The 18,260-nt window shown below is 68.9% G+C and carries 15 protein-coding genes and 1 pseudogene; 8 read left to right on the top strand and 8 right to left on the bottom strand.

Going from position 1 to position 18,260, the window contains the following annotated elements:
- Nucleotides 1-2,368: pseudogene (locus BST12_RS34305) on the top strand (PE family protein); the annotation flags it as partial.
- Between the two features lie 143 nt (nt 2,369-2,511).
- Nucleotides 2,512-2,724, top strand: a complete 213-nt coding sequence (locus tag BST12_RS34310; RefSeq protein WP_170062166.1) for a hypothetical protein — start codon at nt 2,512-2,514, stop codon at nt 2,722-2,724.
- A gap of 200 nt (nt 2,725-2,924) precedes the next feature.
- Here BST12_RS34310 and BST12_RS20480 read toward each other — a convergent pair whose 3' ends face one another.
- Nucleotides 2,925-4,037 carry an MBL fold metallo-hydrolase gene (locus tag BST12_RS20480; RefSeq protein WP_083114962.1) on the bottom strand — a complete coding sequence of 371 codons (1,113 nt, stop codon included), beginning with the start codon at nt 4,035-4,037 and terminating at the stop codon, nt 2,925-2,927.
- A 5-nt stretch (nt 4,038-4,042) separates the two neighbouring features.
- Nucleotides 4,043-4,774, bottom strand: a complete 732-nt coding sequence (locus BST12_RS20485; RefSeq protein WP_083114963.1) for an enoyl-CoA hydratase — start codon at nt 4,772-4,774, stop codon at nt 4,043-4,045.
- Nucleotides 4,775-4,802: 28 nt separating this feature from the next.
- Between BST12_RS20485 and BST12_RS20490 the strand changes: the two genes are divergently transcribed.
- Together BST12_RS20490 and BST12_RS20495 are read left to right on the top strand one after the other, a co-directional pair.
- A complete protein-coding gene (locus BST12_RS20490) occupies nt 4,803-6,284 on the top strand; it encodes an acetyl-coenzyme A carboxylase carboxyl transferase subunits beta/alpha (RefSeq protein ID WP_083114964.1) in 1,482 nt (493 codons plus the stop codon).
- Between the two features lie 89 nt (nt 6,285-6,373).
- Nucleotides 6,374-7,228, top strand: coding sequence for a DUF559 domain-containing protein (locus tag BST12_RS20495; protein WP_083114965.1), 855 nt, complete (start codon nt 6,374-6,376; stop codon nt 7,226-7,228).
- Nucleotides 7,229-7,266: 38 nt separating this feature from the next.
- On the opposite strand, the gene BST12_RS20500 is transcribed toward BST12_RS20495, so the two are convergent.
- Both BST12_RS20500 and BST12_RS20505 read right to left on the bottom strand, forming a co-directional pair.
- Nucleotides 7,267-9,120, bottom strand: a complete 1,854-nt coding sequence (locus BST12_RS20500) for an ABC transporter ATP-binding protein (RefSeq protein WP_083114966.1) — start codon at nt 9,118-9,120, stop codon at nt 7,267-7,269.
- Nucleotides 9,117-10,901, bottom strand: coding sequence for an ABC transporter ATP-binding protein (locus tag BST12_RS20505; protein ID WP_245850458.1), 1,785 nt, complete (start codon nt 10,899-10,901; stop codon nt 9,117-9,119). Before BST12_RS20505 ends, BST12_RS20500 begins: the two co-directional genes overlap by 4 nt.
- 175 nt (nt 10,902-11,076) lie before the next feature.
- Between BST12_RS20505 and prrA the strand changes: the two genes are divergently transcribed.
- Together prrA and prrB are read left to right on the top strand one after the other, a co-directional pair.
- Nucleotides 11,077-11,787, top strand: a complete 711-nt coding sequence (gene prrA, locus BST12_RS20510) for a two-component system response regulator PrrA (RefSeq protein WP_139801801.1) — start codon at nt 11,077-11,079, stop codon at nt 11,785-11,787.
- Nucleotides 11,788-13,128: a two-component system sensor histidine kinase PrrB gene (gene prrB / locus BST12_RS20515; RefSeq protein ID WP_083114967.1), complete on the top strand. Its 1,341-nt coding sequence runs from the start codon at nt 11,788-11,790 to the stop codon at nt 13,126-13,128.
- Between the two features lies 1 nt (nt 13,129).
- Here prrB and arfC read toward each other — a convergent pair whose 3' ends face one another.
- From arfC to arfA, 3 genes are read right to left on the bottom strand one after another with little or no spacing between them, the layout of a single operon-like run.
- Nucleotides 13,130-13,756, bottom strand: a complete 627-nt coding sequence (gene arfC, locus BST12_RS20520) for a channel accessory protein ArfC, sunset domain variant (RefSeq protein WP_443677793.1) — start codon at nt 13,754-13,756, stop codon at nt 13,130-13,132.
- On the bottom strand, nt 13,753-13,893 hold the full coding sequence (arfB, locus tag BST12_RS32130) for a channel accessory protein ArfB (protein WP_170062167.1): 141 nt from the start codon (nt 13,891-13,893) through the stop codon (nt 13,753-13,755). The genes arfC and arfB overlap by 4 nt, the downstream gene beginning before the upstream one ends.
- Nucleotides 13,894-13,905: 12 nt before the next feature.
- Nucleotides 13,906-14,877 carry a channel-forming protein ArfA/OmpATb gene (gene arfA / locus BST12_RS20525; protein ID WP_083114988.1) on the bottom strand — a complete coding sequence of 324 codons (972 nt, stop codon included), beginning with the start codon at nt 14,875-14,877 and terminating at the stop codon, nt 13,906-13,908.
- Nucleotides 14,878-14,976: 99 nt separating this feature from the next.
- Between arfA and BST12_RS20530 the strand changes: the two genes are divergently transcribed.
- Entirely contained in the window at nt 14,977-15,240 is a 264-nt protein-coding gene (locus tag BST12_RS20530) for a DUF2630 family protein (RefSeq protein ID WP_083114968.1), read from the top strand.
- A 15-nt stretch (nt 15,241-15,255) separates the two neighbouring features.
- Nucleotides 15,256-16,794 (top strand): phytoene desaturase family protein, encoded by a 1,539-nt coding sequence (locus BST12_RS20535; RefSeq protein WP_083114969.1) that lies wholly within the window; start codon nt 15,256-15,258, stop codon nt 16,792-16,794.
- Nucleotides 16,795-16,873: 79 nt separating this feature from the next.
- On the opposite strand, the gene BST12_RS20540 is transcribed toward BST12_RS20535, so the two are convergent.
- Nucleotides 16,874-18,166 carry a citrate synthase gene (locus BST12_RS20540; protein WP_083114970.1) on the bottom strand — a complete coding sequence of 431 codons (1,293 nt, stop codon included), beginning with the start codon at nt 18,164-18,166 and terminating at the stop codon, nt 16,874-16,876.
- Nucleotides 18,167-18,260 lie beyond the last annotated feature (94 nt).

An 18,260-nucleotide genomic window follows, 5' to 3' on the forward strand; every position in this document is an offset into this window, starting at 1 on the left:
CGGCGGGGCGGGCGGCGCCGGCGGGGCGGGCGGCAACAGCGCAAGCGGTGGCACCAACGGCAGTGGCGGTGCCGGCGGTAACGGCGGCAGTGGCGGCAATGGCGACGTAGGTGCGGCCGGGGACACCGCCGTTGGCAACGGCAAGGGTGGCACCGGCGGCGCAGGCGGCGACGGCGGCAATGCCGGCGCCGGCGGCATGGTCGGCACTGGCGGAACCGGCGGTACGACCGGAGGCGCGGGTCACGGTGGCGCGGGCGGCCAAGGCGGCGACGGCGGCGCGGCCAACAACGATGGCACTGGCGGCGGCAACGCAGGCACTGGCGGCACCGGCGGCGCTGGCGGCAACGGAGGTGCCGGGGTAGGCGGAATAAACGGCGGTGCCGGCGGCCAGGGCGGCAACGGCGCCAGCGGAGGAACCAACCTCTTTGGTGGCGACGGGGGCGCCGGCGGCGCCGGCGGCGATGCAACCGATGGTGGCAAAGCCGGCGGCGGGGGTCAGGGCGGCGTTGGCGGGCAAGGCAATGCTGGCGGCTCAGGGGGCGTCGGCGGCCACGGTGGCGCGGGTGGCGCCGCAGCCGGCAGCAGCCAAGGCGGCCAAGGCGGCCAAGGCGGCCAAGGCGGCCAGGGCGGTAGTGGTGCCGATGGTGGTAAAGGCGGCACCGGGGGTGACGGTGGCGCCAGCACCTCCGGCAATGCCGGTGCGGGCGGCGCGGGCGGCTCTGGCGGAAACGGCAGCGACGACGGCACCGGCGGCGACGGAGGCCACGGCGGGGTGGGTGGCGCTGCGAGCGCGGGCGGCAACGGCGGCATGGGAGGACAAGGCGGCAGCGGCGGCACGTCAACCGTCGGCGGCCAGGCCGGGGCGGGCGGCGACGGAGGAAACGGCGGCGCTGCGGCCAACGGCGGCAATGGCGGCGCTGGCGGCGCCGGAGGCACTGGCGGCAACGGCGGCGACTACGGAGTTTTCGGCTCCGCCGGCTCGGGCGGCGCCGGTGGTGCAGGTGGTAACGGCGGCATCGTCACGGGCAGCGGAAACGGCCACGGCGGTGATGGCGGCAACGGCGGCGCCGGCGGCCAGGGCGGGATCGCGCCAGACGGCGGCGCAGCCGGCAGCGGCGGCGCCGGTGGCCGCGGCGGGGCCGCAGTCAGCGGTGGCAACGGCGGCAATGGCGGCCAAGGCGGCCAAGGCGGCACCGGCAGCAATGGCAGCGACAGCAGCAACGGCGACAGCGCCGGCAACGGAACTATCGGCGGCAACGGCGGCAATGGCGGCGCGGCGGGCACGGCCACCGGCGGCGGTCACGCTGGCGCGGGCGGGACCGGCGGTCAAGGCGGTACCGGCGGCGATGGCGGCAACGGCGACAGCACCGCAGGCACTGGCCCCAGCGGCACCGGCGGCCAAGGGGGCACCGGCGGCACCGGCGGCAACGGCGGTGCTGGTGTCAACGGGGTGAACGGCGGTGCCGGCGGCCAAGGCGGTACTGGCGGCGTCGGCGGCACCTCGAACGGCAACAGCATCGGCGCTACCGGTGGCGCCGGCGGCCAAGCTGGTACGGGTGTCGACGGCGGCAACGACGGTAACGGCGGTACTGGTGGCGCCGGCGGCGACGGCGGGCGCGGCGGCAACGGCGGCCAAGGCGGTATCGGAACCGGCAGCGGCAACGGCGGCACCGGTGGCCAAGGCGGCACTGGCAACACCGGCGGCGTGGGCGGTCAGGGCGGCACTGCGACCGGCACCGGCAACGGCGGCACCGGCGGCCAAGGCGGCAGCGGTATCCAGGGCAGCGCCGGTGCGGCCGGGCTCGGCCAGCAAGCAGGCACGGGCGGCAACGGCGGCAAGGGCGGCCAAGGCGGCACCGCAACCGGCACCGGCAATGGCGGCACCGGCGGTCAAGGCGGCCAAGGCGGCCAAGGCGGCACCGGCGGCAGCACCGGGGATGCCGGCCCCACCAGTGTGGGCGGTATGGGTGGTCAGGGCGGCGATGGGGGTCCGGGCGGTGACGGCGGGGCGGCAACCGGCGGCGGCAACGGCGGCGTCGGCGGTAAGGGCGGCACTGGTGGCACCGGTGGGGCCGGCGGCTTCAGCCCCAGCCACGGTGGCCCCGGCTGGTACGGCGGCAAGGGCGGCAACGGGGGCGACGGCGGCACTGCCACGTCCGGAACCGGCGGTCCGGGCGGCGACGCCGGCGACGGCGGCAACGGCGGTCCAGGCGGCCAATACAGCATCCAAGTCTCTGGCAACTTCGGCGGCGACGGCGGCGGCGGCGGATCCCCCGGAAACCCCGGCGCCGGAGGCACACCCGCTGGTGCGGGGGGCCGCAGCGGCAGCCGAGGTAGCGACGGTCCGACCGGAGGGCTCCTGTTCTGACCAGCGCTGAGCTGGAGCTATCGACGTTTGTGTGTGCCACACAACAGGCGATGGCCTCCGCCGCAGCCTGCGCGGAGCCTGGGGATAAGCCGGTTAGCGACACCGAGGGCGGTGGAAACGTCGCTGAACAGCAAGTTCAGTAAATGAGCAAGCTGGCAATGGTGGCACTGGCGGCGCCGGCGGTTCTGGCGGCGTCGGTGGTACGGGTGGCACCGGCGGCACTGGCGGCAACGGCGGCCAAATCAGCTCCACCCTCGGTGCCCCGGGAACCCATGGCAACGCCGGCGCGCCCCCGACGGACACCACCGGTGGCGGCGGCGGAGATCCCGGCACCGGAGGAGACGGCGCAACGCTAATCAATGCCGGCGCGCTGATCGGCGAGGGCGGACAAGGCGGCACCGGCGGGGCAGGCGGCTAGCAAAAATCGCGATGTCGTCCGGTGGCGCTTAGGGGAGCGGCTACGGCATTCCGGCGGGCGCTGGCGGGCTGACGGGCCACCCGGGCGCTTTCGGCTCTAACAGCTAGGACGACATGGCATACCTAGCTATAGCTAGCTCTACAGCCGCCACCACGGGTTGAATCGCAACGGCGCGGCCGGGTCAACGCGCTGACCGGGCAACGGCACCGCCACCTGAACATCGACATCGTCAGCGGCCGTCAGCACCCGCTCGACCGGCTCGGCCCACGGATGCGGCGCCAGCCGGAACGTGCCCCAGTGAATCGGCACCAACAACCCCGATTCGCTGACATCCAGATGCGCCCGAACGGCTTCCTCGGGGTTCATGTGGATGTCCGGCCAGGCCGTGTGGTACGCACCGATCGGCATCAGCGTCAGGTCGAAGGGCCCATGATCGGCACCGATCTGCGCGAAGCTCTTGGTGTACCCGGTGTCGCCGCCGAAGTAGGCACGACGGCTGGGCCCGACAAACGCCCACGACGCCCACAGCGTGTTGTTCCGGGTGAAGAAGCGCCCGGAGAAGTGCCGCGCCGGCACGCATATAACGGTGAGCTCGTCGACCTGAGCGCTCTCATTCCAGTCCAGTTCGACGATCCGATGCTTCGGAATCCCCCACGAGCGCAGGTGGGCGCCCACCCCGAGCGGCACGAAGAACGGGGCCCGCTGGCTGCGCGCCAGCGCCATGACCGTGTCGATGTCGAGGTGGTCGTAGTGGTCGTGGCTGATGACCACCGCGTCGACGGCGGGCAGGCCTTCCAGTTGCACCGGCGGCGGGTGCAGCCGCTGCGGTCCGACGATGTCCGACGGCGAACACCGATTGCTCCACACCGGATCGGTTAGCACGCGGTACCCGTCGATTTCCAGCAGCGCGGTCGAATGGCCGAACCAGCTGACGGCGAGCTTGCTGGCTTCGCCCCGATAGATCTCGGGAGCTGCCAGCGGGATCGGCGCGGGGGGACGGCTGGCCTTGCGGGCCGCGAGCAACTCCCAGCCGATGAGCCGCAACTGCTCGCGATCCATCATGTACAGCGAGGACGGGTCAAGGTTGACGAACGAGCCGTCGCGATAGTTCGGCGACGCCTCCGAGGCTGCCTGAATGGACGCCGGGTCGGCGCCCAGCGCCGCCGGCGCGCCGTGCAGCGCGCGCAAAAACCAGCTGCCTGCCGCCAGCGACGCGGTACCGGCCGCCAGTCGCAGCACTCGGGCCGTCATGACGATTACGCCCCCTGGAAGTTCGGCGGCCGCTTCTCCACCCGAGCGACCTGTGCCTCGATCACATCCTGGCTGCCCCACGCCTTGTCGAACAACTCTTTGTGCACCGGCCCCGGTTCTTCGATGGAGCCGTCGTCGTTGAGCACCCGTTTGGCGTGCTGAATCGCCAGCGGCGCCAGACCGGCAATATCAGCCGCCCAGGCCTGGGCATCGGCCAGCGTTCCGATCCGGTTGGCCATTCCGGTGAGCAACGCCGTCTCGGCGTCCAGCTTCTCCGCGGTCAACAGCATCGCTCGGGCCCGCCCGTGACCAACCAGCGACGACAACCGGCGGATACTCCAATTGTCCAGGGCCAGGCCGTATTTCGACGTCGGGAATTGAAAGAACGCATCGGGTGCCACGACCCGCAGATCGCATTGCATGGCCAGCTGCAGGCCGGCGCCGATCGCGGGCCCGTTGATGGCGCCGATCACCGGTATCAGCGTCGCGTCCAGCACCCGGTGCAGTTCGACGAGCCGGTCGGGGTAGTCCGCGGCGAACGCGTCCCCGCTCAGGTCGGCTCCGGCGCAGAACACCGTGCCCTGGCCGGTCAACACGATGGCCCGAATCGAGCCGTCGTCGGCTTTGAGCACCGCCTCCCGCAGCTCCTCGACAAGCTGGGAGTTCAGCGCGTTGCGCCGCTGGGGCCGCTGCAGCTCAATGGTCAAAACCGCTTCGGTCTGGGTGATACCGATCATGGGGGCCAGGATATATAGCCTCGTGCGTGTGAGCCGGATCACGACCGACCAACTGCGCGACGCGGTACTGGACGAGGGCTCGTTCATCAGCTGGGACAGCGAGCCGCTGCACATCCCGATCACCGACGCCTATGCGCGGGAACTGGCCGACGCCCGCGCCGCCACCGGCCGCGACGAATCCGTGCTGACCGGCGAGGGCAGCGTCTTCGGACGCCGGGTAGCCGTGGTGGTCTGCGAGTTCGGCTTCCTGGGCGGCTCGATCGGGGTGGCGGCCGCCGAACGGATCATCGCCGCCGTCGCGCGGGCCACCGCCGAGCGACTGCCACTGCTGGCCTCGCCCAGCTCGGGCGGCACTCGCATGCAGGAGGGCACCGTCGCGTTCCTGCAGATGGTCAAGATCGCCGCCGCGGTCGAACTGCACAAACGGGCACATCTGCCCTACCTGGTCTACTTGCGCCATCCGACCACCGGCGGGGTGTTCGCGTCATGGGGCTCGCTGGGCCACGTCACCGTCGCCGAGCCCGGCGCCCTGATCGGCTTTCTCGGGCCGCGGGTGTACGAGCAGCTGTACGGCGAACCCTTTCCGCCTGGCGTTCAGACCGCGGAAAATCTGCAGCGCTACGGGGTCATCGACGGCGTCGTCGCACTGGACGGGCTGCGCGCGATGCTGGATCGGGCGCTGACCGTCCTCACCGACGATCCCGAACCGTTGCCACCGCCGCAGGCGCCCGACCACATCCCCGATGTCCCGGCCTGGGACTCGGTTTTGGCATCAAGGCGCCCCGACCGACCGGGAGTCGGACAACTGCTGCGACACGGCGCCACCGATCGGGTGTTGTTGTCCGGCACCGGTTTCGGTGACGCGGCGACGACGTTGCTGGCGCTGGCCCGTTTCGCCGGCCAGCCCGCGGTGGTGCTGGGCCAGCAGCGTCTGGTGGGCGGGCTCGTCGGCCCGGCTTCCCTGCGTGAGGCGCGCCGCGGCATGGCGCTGGCCGCCCAACTGCGCCTGCCATTGGTACTGGTGATCGACACCGCCGGGCCGGCGTTGTCGGCCGAGGCCGAGCAGGGCGGGCTGGCCGGGCAGATCGCGCAGTGCCTGGCCGAACTCGTCACGCTGGATACCCCGACGGTGTCGGTGCTGCTGGGACAGGGCAGCGGCGGGCCGGCGCTGGCGATGGTGCCCGCCGATCGGGTGCTGGCGGCATTGCACGGCTGGCTGGCGCCGCTGCCGCCGGAGGGAGCCAGCGCCATCGTTTTCCGCGACACCGCTCATGCGCCCGAACTCGCTGCGGCCCAAGGCATTCGCTCCGCAGACCTACTGACGGCCGGGATTGTCGACGCGATCGTGCCCGAGCTTCCCGACGCCGTGGATGAGCCGGTCGAGTTCTCGGTCCGGCTGTCCCGCGCCATAGCCACCGAACTGGCCGCGCTCCGGGATACCCCAGCAGCCGAACGCACAGCCGCGCGATTGCGCCGCTACCGCAGCATCGGGGTCCCCCGCGACACATAACCACGGCACACGAAACGCCGAAAATCCTGTGCCAGGCTTATATCTGGACGAGACGAAACCCACCACCCGGCCATAACGTCCTACGGTGCGTGAGAGACCTGATTGTGGGCAGTGACGCTTTGCGCGCAGGCAAGCTGACCAAGTACCAGCTGCGGACCGGCTTCCGCCCCGTCTACCCCGGCATTTACCTGACCCGACACGTCGAGCCCACGCTGCGAATCCGCAGCGAAGCCGCGTGGTTGTGGTCAGGCCGACGCGGTGTCCTGGCCGGGCTGGCCGCTGCGGCACTGCACGGCTCCAATTGGATCGACGACGACGAGCCGGTCGAGTTGATCTGGCGCAATCAGCATGCGCCCAACGGAGTGCTCACCCGCAATCAGCGGCTGGACGCAAACGAAGTCACCCGCGTCGCGGGCCTACCCGTAACCACGCCGGCACGCACGGCATTCGACCTGGGACGGCAACACTCCCCCGCAACTGCGGTGGCACGCCTGGACGCACTCATGCGGGCCACGCCGTTCGCTGTCGAGGAGGTACTGCTGCTCACCAAGAGACACCCGCGAGCCCGACAAGTGCGCCAGCTCAGACAGGTGCTGCCCCGCATAGATGACGGCGCGGCCTCCCCGAAGGAGACGTGGCTGCGGCTAACGCTTATCGACGCGGGCCTGCCCAGCCCGCAGACCCAGATACCGGTGGTAGCCAACTACCGGACGGTCGCGTTCCTCGACATGGGCTGGGAAGAGGTCAAGGTCGCAGTCGAGTACGACGGCGACCAGCACCGCACCAATCGGCGCCAGTACGTGCGGGATATGCGCCGGCTGAAGACACTCGAGGAGCTTGGCTGGATCGTCATCCGCGTAGTCGCCGAGGACCGGCCAGAAAACATCGTGCGCCGAGCCCGCGAGGCGCTGCGCCGCCGCGGATACCGTCTGCCCGCCAAATAGCGCCGGGTCGTCGGGCCCAGCCACTCGACCACGGCCCGCTACGCCCGATGCGCAATTCGGCGTTGCACCTGGCCGCCCAAGCGCCCGCCGCGCGACGCCAGCTGGCCTGGCGGTTGAGTGGCCCGGTCGACCGGTGATCGATCGGCGAGGATCTCGCCGCCCTCACCGAGCACCACCACTCGGTCGACGCCGTCGACGTCGTCGGCCCGGTGCGAGATCATCAGCACGGTCCGGTCGGCGAACACCGACTCAAGGGCCCGTCGCACCGTCCGCTGGCTGGGCAGATCCAGCGCCGACGTCGCCTCGTCCACGATCAGCACGGCCGAATCGGCCAGCAATGCCCGCGCCAGTGCGACGAGCTGGCGCTGGCCGGCCGACAGCAGCACGCCGCCGTTGCTGATCCGGGTCTCGAACCCGTCGGGCAGCGCCTCGATGAACCGGTCGGCGCCGATCGCCCTGGCCGCCTCCAAGACCTCCTCCGAGGTGGCGTCCGGGCGGCCGAACCGGATGTTGTCGGCGATAGAACCGGAGAACAGGAAGCTCTCTTCGGAGACCAGCACCACATGGCGCCGCAATTCCGACCGTGGCAGCTGACGAAGGTTGGCACCGTCGAGGGTGACCGAACCCGCCGCCGGGTCGTAGAACCGGGCCAGCAGTTTGGCGACGGTGGACTTGCCCACACCGCTGGCCCCGACCAGCGCGACGGTCTGCCCCGCGGGAACGGTCAGCGACAGCCCGGACAGCACCGGGCGGCCCGGCACGTAACCGAAATGCACCCCCCGAAAAGCGAGCGCGCCGCGCACCGACTTGCGCGCCGGCGCGTCGGCGTACGCGACCGCCGGCCGTCGGCCCAGCGCTGCGGCCAGCTTCTCCAAAGCCGACCCCGCAGCCTGAAAAGCGTTGAAAAAGTGGGTTATTTCGTGCATGGGTTCGAAGAACATCCGTAGATACAGCAGGAACGCCGCGAAAGTTCCGATCGTCATCTCGCCGCGCAGCACCAGAATCCCGCCGTAGATCAGCACCATGCCGACGGTGACGTTGCCGATCACCTTGACGCCCGGGGTGAACAGGGCCATCAGCTTGAAGGACTTCTCGTTGATGGTGCGGTACTGGTCGGCGATGTCCTCGAAGACGACCTGGTTGCGCGCCTCCTGCCGGTATGCCTGCAACGACTTGATGCCCGCCATCGCCTCGATGAACTGCATGATGACCAGCGCGGTGCTTTCCCGCACCTCCCGGTAGGTCTTCGACGACTCGGCGCGAAACCAGGCGCCCAGGGCCAGCAGAACCGGGAATACCGCCAAGCACATCAACCCCAGCTGCCAGTCGAGGACAACCAGCAGCACGCCAACCCCGAGAGGCGTGAGCGCCGCGGTGATCAGGCAGTCGAACCCGGCCGCGAGCATGTCCTGGACGGCTTCGACGTCGTTGGTCAGCCGGCTGACCACCCGGCCGGTGGTGTAGCGCTCGTGAAACGCGGTGTCGAGTCGCTGAAAGTGCCGGAACACCCGTCGGCGCAACTCCAGCAGCACCTTGAGCCGCACCACCCCGGCGCGGTTGAGGAACAGCCAACGGCTCAGACCGTGCACGACCACCGTCAAGCACAGCATCCCGACGATGAGGAACAGCGCCCGCGCCGATTCGCCGTGCATGATCGACGGAATTCCGTAGTCGATGCCGCGCCGCACCAGGAGCGGAACCGTAAGCCGCGCAGCGTTTTCCACTACCGCGACCAACAACAGCAAGCCCAGTGCCCGGGCGTGCGGACGCATCAGCGAGCCCAGCAGCAGCCGTGCGTCGCGGCCGTGTGCCAGCGTGTCGTCGATCGCCGGATCCGGTTCTGCGCTTGGCAGCTCGCGAACCGGAATGGGACGGGTATCCAGGGTTGTCATCGTTGTTCCGCCAATTCGGTTGGTGCGCCGGTCATTAGCTGCCGGTACGCCGGCACCTGCGCGAAAAGTTCCGCGTGCGTGCCGATGTGGGTAATGGTTCCGTCTTCCAGCAACGCGACCCGGTCGGCGAGCGCCACGGTGGACGGCCGGCGCGCGACCACAATCCCGGTGGCCCCGCCCAGAACCCGGCGCAACGCGGCGATCACCTCGGCCTCGGTGCGCGCATCCAGCCCGGTCAGGGCGTCGTCGATGACGAGGATCAGCGGCGCGGCCACCAGGGCCCGGGCCAGGCACAACCGTTGCCGTTGCCCGCCGGAAAGCCGCATGCCCTGCTCTCCGATGCGGGTATCCAGCCCAAACGGCAGGTCGTAGACGAAGTCCGCTGCGGCCACCTCGATAGCCTGAAAGACCTCCGCGTCGCCGGCGTCCGGCCGGCCTAGCCGCAGGTTCTCGGCCACCGACATCGAGAACACCGTCGGGTCGTCGAACGCGGTGCTCACCGCCCTGCGCAGCGCCGGCAATGACAGCTCGCGGATGTCGTGGCCGTCGATGAGGATCTGCCCCTCGGACACGTCGTAGATCCGGGACAGCAGCGCAGTGAGCAATGTTTTACCCGAACCCATGGAACCGACCAGCGCCAGCGTCTCCCCCGGCGCGACGGTGAACGTGATGTGCCGCAGCAACCACTTACCCTCGGGGGCCCGGAACCCGACGTCGCGCAACTCCAGCCAGCCGGACAGCGCCGGATCCTCGCCCACGACAGAACCGACTTCGCAAGGGGCATCGAAGATTTCGGCGATCCGGTCGGCGGCGGTCATCGCCTCCTGAGTCATGGAAAGCAGAAAACCCATCGCGGTGACGGGCCAGACCAGCGACAGCGTCATGGTGAGGAAGGCGGCCAGGGTGCCGATGGTGACCATCCCGTGGCCCACCGCGTAGGCGCCGAAACCCAGCAGCACAATCAGCGCGAGGTTCGGAATGACCTCGAGCAACGTCCAGAACTTCGCGGCCACCGAGACCTTGTCGCGGCCGACGTCGTAGAGCGTGGTTACTTCCGCGTCGAACTGGTCGAACACCTGGTCTTCGCGACCGAACGCCAGCACCACACCGCGGCCCAGCGTGGACTCTTCGACATGCGTTGCCAAATGGCCGGTTTGGTCCTGGACGTGCCGCGACAACCGGGTGAACTCGCCCTGGTAATGCAGCACGGTCGCCACGATGGGCACGATCGACCCCAGCACCACCAGACCCAGCGGCCAGTACATCACCAGCAGGCACACCGTCACCACGGTGATCTGAAGAACGTTGAGCATCATGAAAACCGCGCCGAACGACAACAGGTCGCGAATGGTGGCCAGGTCGTTCATGATCCGCGACACCAATTGCCCCGACTGCCAGCGCTGGTGGAACGGCATCGGCAGCACCTGCAAACGAGCATGCAGTTCGCGGCGAATATCGGCTTCCACGCCCATGGTCGCGTGCGCGGTGAGCCAGCGGCGGATGAACAACATCGCGGCCTCGGAAAGGCCCAGCGCCATGGCCGCCGCGCCCAGCGTCCACAGTCCGCGCAGGTCGTGGTGGCGTACCGGTCCGTCGATGACGGCCTTGGTCATGATCGGGATCCCCACCGTCGCAACGAGGCTGGCGGCGGCGGCCACCACGATGACGATCCAGCGCCCCCGGTAGGGAATCAGGTAGCGCAGCAGCCGTCGCAGGTCGGTGACCGCCCGGCGGCGCCGGGGCGCGGCCGCGATCGCTGGCACGCACACGAATTCAGTCACGACGAGCTTGTCTCCCGATACCATTGCGAAAAGCGGCCAAGACGTTGAAAGTCTTGACCTGCCATCGTTTTCGATGATGAGGCCGGGCAGTCGCAGCGCAGCGTCGAAACCGTAACCATTCAGCCAAACCAGGTTTGCCCGCGCCTCCCACCGCCGTAGATCACAATCAGGCAAAATGGGCCGCATGGACACTGGTCTGACCTCGCCTCGAGTCTTGGTCGTCGACGACGATTCCGACGTGCTCGCCTCGCTGGAACGCGGCCTGCGGCTGTCCGGATTCGAGGTGTCGACCGCCGTGGACGGGGCCGAGGCCCTGCGCAGCGCCACCGAAACCCGCCCCGACGCGATCGTGCTGGACATCAACATGCCCGTGCTGGACGGCGTCAGCGTCGTCACCGCACTGCGGGCGATGGACAACGACGTGCCGGTCTGTGTGCTGTCCGCGCGCAGCTCGGTCGACGACCGGGTGGCCGGGCTGGAGGCCGGCGCCGACGACTACCTGGTCAAACCGTTCGTGCTGGCCGAGCTGGTAGCGCGGGTGCGGGCGCTGCTGCGCCGCCGCGGGGCCACCGCGACGTCGTCGTCGGAAACCATCACCGTGGGCCCCCTGGAAGTGGACATCCCCGGCCGGCGCGCCCGGGTCAACGGCGTCGACGTCGACCTGACCAAGCGGGAGTTCGACCTGCTCGCGGTGCTCGCCGAGCACAAGACGGCGGTCCTGTCGCGTGCACAACTGCTCGAGCTGGTGTGGGGCTACGACTTCGCCGCCGACACCAATGTCGTCGACGTCTTCATCGGCTACCTGCGGCGCAAGCTGGAAGCCAACGGTGGCCCCCGGCTGCTGCACACCGTACGCGGCGTCGGTTTTGTGCTCAGGATGCAATAGGTGAACCTGCTGCAGCGGTTGTTGACCCGTACGCCCTCGCTGCGGACCCGGGTGGTGGTGGCGACGGCCATCGGCGCCGCGATTCCGGTGCTCATCGTCGGCACCGTGGTGTGGGTCGGCATCACCAATGACCGCAAGGAGCGGCTGGACCGCCGGCTGGACGAGGCCGCCGGGTTCGCGATCCCGTTCGTGCCGCGTGGCCTCGACGAAATCCCGCGCTCCCCCAATGACCAGGACGCCCTGATCACGGTCCGGCGCGGCAACCTGGTCAAGTCGAACTCCGACATCACCCTGCCCAAGCTGCAGAAGGACTACGCCGACACCTACATCCGCGGGGTGCGCTACCGGGTGCGCACGGTGGAGATCCCGGGACCCGAGCCCACGTCAGTGGCCGTCGGCGCGACGTATGACGCGACCATTGCCGAGACGAACAACCTGCATCGCCGAGTGCTGCTGATCTGTACCTTCGCCATCGGCGCGGCCGCGGTGTTCGCCTGGCTGCTGGCCATCTTCGCGGTAAGACCGTTCAAACAGCTGGCCGAACAGACCCGGTCCATCGACGCCGGCGACGAGGCGCCACAGGTCGAAGTGCACGGCGCCAGCGAGGCCGTGGAGATCGCCGAGGCGATGCGAGGCATGCTGCAGCGCATCTGGAACGAGCAGATCCGGACCAAGGAGGCGCTGGCGTCCGCCCGCGACTTCGCGGCGGTGTCCTCCCACGAACTGCGCACGCCGCTGACCGCGATGCGCACCAACCTCGAGGTGCTGTCCACCCTGGATCTGCCCGACGACCAGCGCAAAGAAGTGCTCAACGACGTCATCCGCACCCAGTCGCGCATCGAGGCCACGCTCAGCGCGCTGGAACGGCTGGCCCAGGGCGAGCTGTCCACCTCCGACGACCACGTGCCCGTCGACATCACCGACCTGCTCGACCGGGCCGCCCACGACGCCACCCGCATCTACCCCGAACTCGACGTCTCGCTGGTACCGTCCCCGACCTGCATCATCGTCGGGATGCCGGCCGGGTTGCGCCTGACCGTCGACAACGCGATCGCCAACGCCGTCAAGCACGGCGGCGCCACCCGGGTCCAGCTGTCCGCGGTCAGCTCGCGCGCCGGGGTGGAAATCGCTATCGACGACGACGGCACCGGAGTTCCCGAGGACGAACGCCAGGTGGTCTTCGAACGCTTCTCCCGCGGGTCGACGGCCTCGCATTCGGGCTCGGGCCTGGGGCTGGCGCTGGTCGCCCAGCAGGCGCACCTGCACGGCGGGACGGCTTCGCTGGAGAACAGCCCGCTGGGCGGCGCCCGCCTGGTGCTGCGCCTGCCGGGGCCGACTTAAATCATTTGCGCTGGGTGCTCTTGCGCCACGGCGTGAAAAACGCTTTCGCGGCAACCTCTTCGTTCTCGAACCACACCTGCGCGATAACCGGGTCGTAGCTGGGGTCCTCAGGAGTGTAGTAGAGCCGGGTATCCGAGCGTCCCTTGACCACCCACCCGTCGGGTCCGCTGCCGTCGGCGTCGGCGCGCGCGGAACCGGGACCGTACGGGGTGTACGTCGTGCGCGGAATCTGGTTCCTGACAACATCTTTGGCGACCGGAATCCGCTCGGTGACCGCGTCGCCGGTGAGTGCAAACCGTTCCGTCGGTCGCTCGCCAGCCCGCGGAATCCGTGCTGTCGCAGGTGATTTCGCGGCTGGAATGCGCTTGGTCGGCGCAGCCTTTCTAGCGGGAACCCTCTTGGCCGGCACGCCCTTGCCAGCCGGTCTCGCGGGCCCCTTACGGGGTGGCACCCTTTTCGCCGGCCCGGGCCGCTTTGCCGGCGCCGGACGCGGTGGCGCGGCGAAGCCGCCGATCGGCGTCCACACCCGCGCCCGCACGGTGGTAGGCCGAATCGACATCGCCAACGTCAGCACCAGACCGAGCGCGAACGCCATCGCGACCAGCCACCAGTGCACCTGCGCCATCATGGCGCCTCGATCTCAGGCGGTTGGACCGCCGGAGCCTCGTCGCGACTCTTCATCGACACGGCGACGATAGCCCAGGCAACAGCCGAGCCGATTACGAAGGCAACCAGGCAGCTCAACCACTGGATCACGAAACCCATGCCGGCATCTCCTTAGCTGACCACGAGTTCGACGCGGCGATTCTTGATTCGGCCCTCGGCGGTGTCGTTGCTGGCGATCGGGTTCGCCGAACCCAGACCCTTGCTGGCGACGTGATCGGCGGCAACTCCGTTCTTGACGAGGTACTCGGCGACGGCCGTTGCCCGTTGAGTGCTCAACGGGATGTTCATTGCTTCGCCGCCGCTGTTGTCGGCATAGCCGTTGACCGTGACCCGCGCGTTCGGACACGCCTTGAGCTTGGCCGCCACCTTGGTCAGGATCTGATTGTCGGCCGGGGTGAGCGAGACCCCGTCGCTGCCGAAGAAGATCGGCCCGCCCGTGACCGCATTGATGGCCGCTTGCAACTCGTTACACTGCCCGGGCGCGGGGGGCGGGGGTTTGGCCTCGATCCGGTTGGCGATATCCACACCCGGCCAAGCACTTACGGCCGCCCGCTCAATGGCATCCCTCTGGTCGCCGGATACCGCGGTCCCGGACAAGGTGACGGTTCTCCTTTCCACCTTGAGCGTGAAATCGGGAATCTGCGCGCTGGCAACGAAAACCTGTGCGGCATTTGAGAAATCGAGTGCCCGGACAATGGGATCGATATGGACTTGGTCGATTATGTTCACGCCCGGCGGCAGGGAGCTTTGCAGCGCCGTCATCATCGCGGCCTTGGACGCATCGTCGGGAAAGTCGCCGATAAGCGTAATGGTGTTGCCGTTGCGGCTAATTGACAGCAATGACAGCGACAGTCCCGCACCGGCCGACGCGCCAACGGTATTGGTCAGGGTCGGAAGCGCACCGGTAGGCCCGTTGACGCCCTGGGGGCGCTCGTAGGCGCCGTAACCGATTGCCGCCAACAGCAACGGAATGACCGCCACCGCAATGAGCCAGGAACGGCCCAGCGGGTGCCGCTGATATTTCGGAGTCCGCACGTCGGTGGGCGGCGACTGCGTTTCGCCTACACCCACCTCGGTACCCACCATTACTTCTCCTAGTCGTTTGAACTAGTCGTTTGAACCAAATATGCAGCCTACCGAGTCGACACCCGAACACCGGGGAATGTCGGGCACACTGGAGCGATGGGTAATGGGAGGAAACCGACGGACCGCGACACCCTGGCACACATCCGTGATCTGGTTGCCCAGGAGAAAGCCCTGCGAGCTCAGCTGCAGCACGGCGACATCACCGAGTCCGAGGAGCATGACGAGCTGCGCCGCATCGAGACCCAACTCGATCAGTGCTGGGACCTGTTGCGGCAGCGGCGCGCGCTGCGCGAGACCGGGGGCGATCCGCGCGAGGCCACCATTCGCCCGCCCGGCGAAGTCGAGGGCTACCTGAGCTAGCGCCAGGCTTCGCAGGTGGCTGGCGATTACCACGTCGTCATCGTCGGCGGCGGCCACAACGGCCTGGTCGCGGCCGGTTACCTGGCCCGGGCGGGTCTTCGGGTGCGGTTGCTCGAGCGGCTGTCACATATCGGCGGGGCCGCGATATCGGCGCAGGCGTTCGACGGCGTCGAGGTACGGGTGTCCCGGTATTCCTACCTGGTCAGCCTGCTGCCGCCGCGCATCGTCGACGAGCTGGGCGCCCAGGTGCGGCTGGCCCGGCGCCGGTTCTCCTCCTACACCCCCGATCCGGCGACATCCGGTCGCTCCGGCCTACTGATCGGCCCGCCGTCCACCTTCGCCGCGATCGGTGCCGCCGGCGACGAACAGGGGTTCAATGCCTTCTACCGACGCAGCCGGCTGCTGACCGAACGGCTGTGGCCGACGCTGCTGGAGCCGCTGCGCACCCGCGAGCAGGCCCGCCGCCATGTCCTCGACGGTGCGCCAACGGAGGCGGCGGCCGTGTGGCGGGCCGTGGTCGAGGAGCCGATCGGGCGGGCCATCACTGCCGCGGTGGGCAATGACCTGGTTCGCGGCGTGGTCGCCACCGATGCGCTGATCGGCACGTTCGCCCGTCTCGATGACGAGTCTTTACGGCAGAACATCTGTTTCCTGTACCACGTGCTCGGCGGCGACTGGGATGTTCCCGTCGGCGGCATGGGCTCGGTGACCTCGGGACTGGCGGCCGCGGCGGCCGGCTTTGGCGCCGAAATCACCACGGATGCCGACGTTTTCGCCGTCTCCCCCGACGGCGAGGTGCGCTACCGTGCCGCGGAGGCCGAGCATGTGGTCCGAGGCGAGTTCGTGCTGGCCGGGGTCACTCCCGCGGTACTGGCCGGCCTGCTGGGCGAAGTGCCGCCGACACCGGCCCCTGGGTCGCAGGTCAAGGTCAACATGGTGCTGCGCCGGCTACCCAGGTTGCGCGACGAGGCCGTCACGGCTGAACAGGCCTTTGCCGGAACGTTCCACGTCAACGAGACCTGGACGCAACTGGACCGGGCCTACTGGCGCGCGGCCGGCAGCCGGTTACCGGATCCGCTGCCGTGCGAGGCGTATTGCCATTCGCTGGCCGACCCGAGCATCCTGTCGCCGGCGCTGCGCGCTGCGGGCGCTCAGACGATGACGGTGTTCGGGTTGCACACCCCACATTCGGTCTTCGGCGAGACCTCGTCGGCTCAACTCACCGAGGCGGTACTGGCGTCGCTGAATTCCGTTCTGGCCGAACCCATTCAGGATGTGCTGATGACCGACGCGCAGGGCCGGCCGTGCATCGAGACGACCACCACCGGCGACCTGCAGCGCACGCTGAACATGACCGCCGGCAACATCTTTCACGGCGAGCTGTCCTGGCCCTTCGCCGACGACGACGACCCGCTGGATAACCCGGCGCGGCAGTGGGGGGTAGCCACCGGCCACCCGCGGATCCTGTTGTGCGGCTCGGGCGCCCGCCGCGGCGGGGCGGTGTCGGGCATCGGCGGCCACAACGCCGCCATGGCTGTCCTGGCCGCGCTTTAGGGTGCCGCGAGCGTGCGCACTTGTACGCCGTGAGCGGCGTGTCGCCGTACAGACATGCACGCTCGCGGCAAAGGGGAGGTTAGCGGCCGTCGATGGTGAGGTAGTCGCGCTCGGTGTAGCCGGTGTAGATCTGGCGCGGACGGCCGATCTTGCTGTCGCCCTCGTCGTGCATCTCGCGCCAGTGCGCGATCCAGCCGGGCAGCCGGCCCAGGGCGAACAGCACGGTGAACATCCGCACGGGGAAGCCCAGCGCCCGGTAGATCAACCCGGTGTAGAAGTCCACATTCGGGTAGAGCTTGCGCTCGACGAAGTAATCGTCGGTCAGCGCCGCCTCTTCGAGTTCCTTGGCGATGTCCAGCAGCGGGTCGCCGCCCAGCTTGGCCAGGATCTTGTCGGCCTGCTCCTTGACGATCCGCGCGCGCGGGTCGTAGTTCTTGTAGACGCGGTGGCCGAAGCCCATCAGCTTGACGCCGGCCTCGCGGTTCTTCACCTTGCGGACGAACTCGCCGACGTCGTCGCCGCTGTCCCGGATCTGCTCCAGCATCTCGAGCACCGCCTGGTTGGCGCCGCCGTGCAACGGCCCCCACAGCGCGTTGATGCCACCCGAGATCGAGGTGAACAGGTTGGCCCGGGATGAGCCGACCAGCCGCACCGTCGACGTCGAACAGTTCTGCTCGTGGTCGGCGTGCAAGATGAACAGCATGTCCAGCGCCCGGACCACCTCAGGGTCGGCCTGGTAAGGCTCGGCCGGGAAGCCGAACGTCATCCGCAGGAAGTTCTCCACCAGGGTCAGCGAGTTGTCCGGGTAGAGGAACGGCTGGCCGACCGACTTCTTGTAGGCGTAGGCGGCGATGGTGGGCAGCTTGGCCAGCAGCCGGATGGTCGACAGCTCCACCTGCGCGTTGTCCATCGGGTCCAGGGCGTCCTGGTAGTAGGCGCTGAGCGCGTTGACCACGCTGGACAGCACCGGCATCGGGTGGGCGTTGCGCGGGAAGCCGTCGAAGAACCGCTTGAGGTCCTCGTGCAGCATGGTGTGCCGCTGGATCCGGTGGGTGAACTCGGCCAGCTGGTCCGTGGTCGGCAGCTCGCCGTAAATCAGCAGGTAGCTGACCTCGATGAAGGTCGACTTCTCCGCCAGTTGGTCAATGGGGTAACCGCGGTAGCGCAGGATGCCGGCGTCGCCGTCGATGTAGGTGATGGCGCTCTTGCAGGCAGCGGTGTTGACGAAGCCGTTGTCGAAGGTGGTGTGCCCGGTCTTCGACAACAGCGGACCGAGCGCAATACCGTCGGAACCTTCGGTGGCGTGGACGACCTCCAGGTCGATCTCGCCCCCCGGGTACTTCAGCGTTGCGGTGTCGTCGGTTTCGGACACGAGAACCCCTTTGCGCTTTGCTGACTGTGGCTGCCGCACTAAGTGCGTTATGGATACGTATAGGTGAAGGTAGTCGCTGACACGCGGGGCCGCC

Origin of the sequence: Mycobacterium angelicum (genome assembly GCF_002086155.1) — a bacterium.
Lineage (GTDB): Bacteria > Actinomycetota > Actinomycetes > Mycobacteriales > Mycobacteriaceae > Mycobacterium > Mycobacterium angelicum.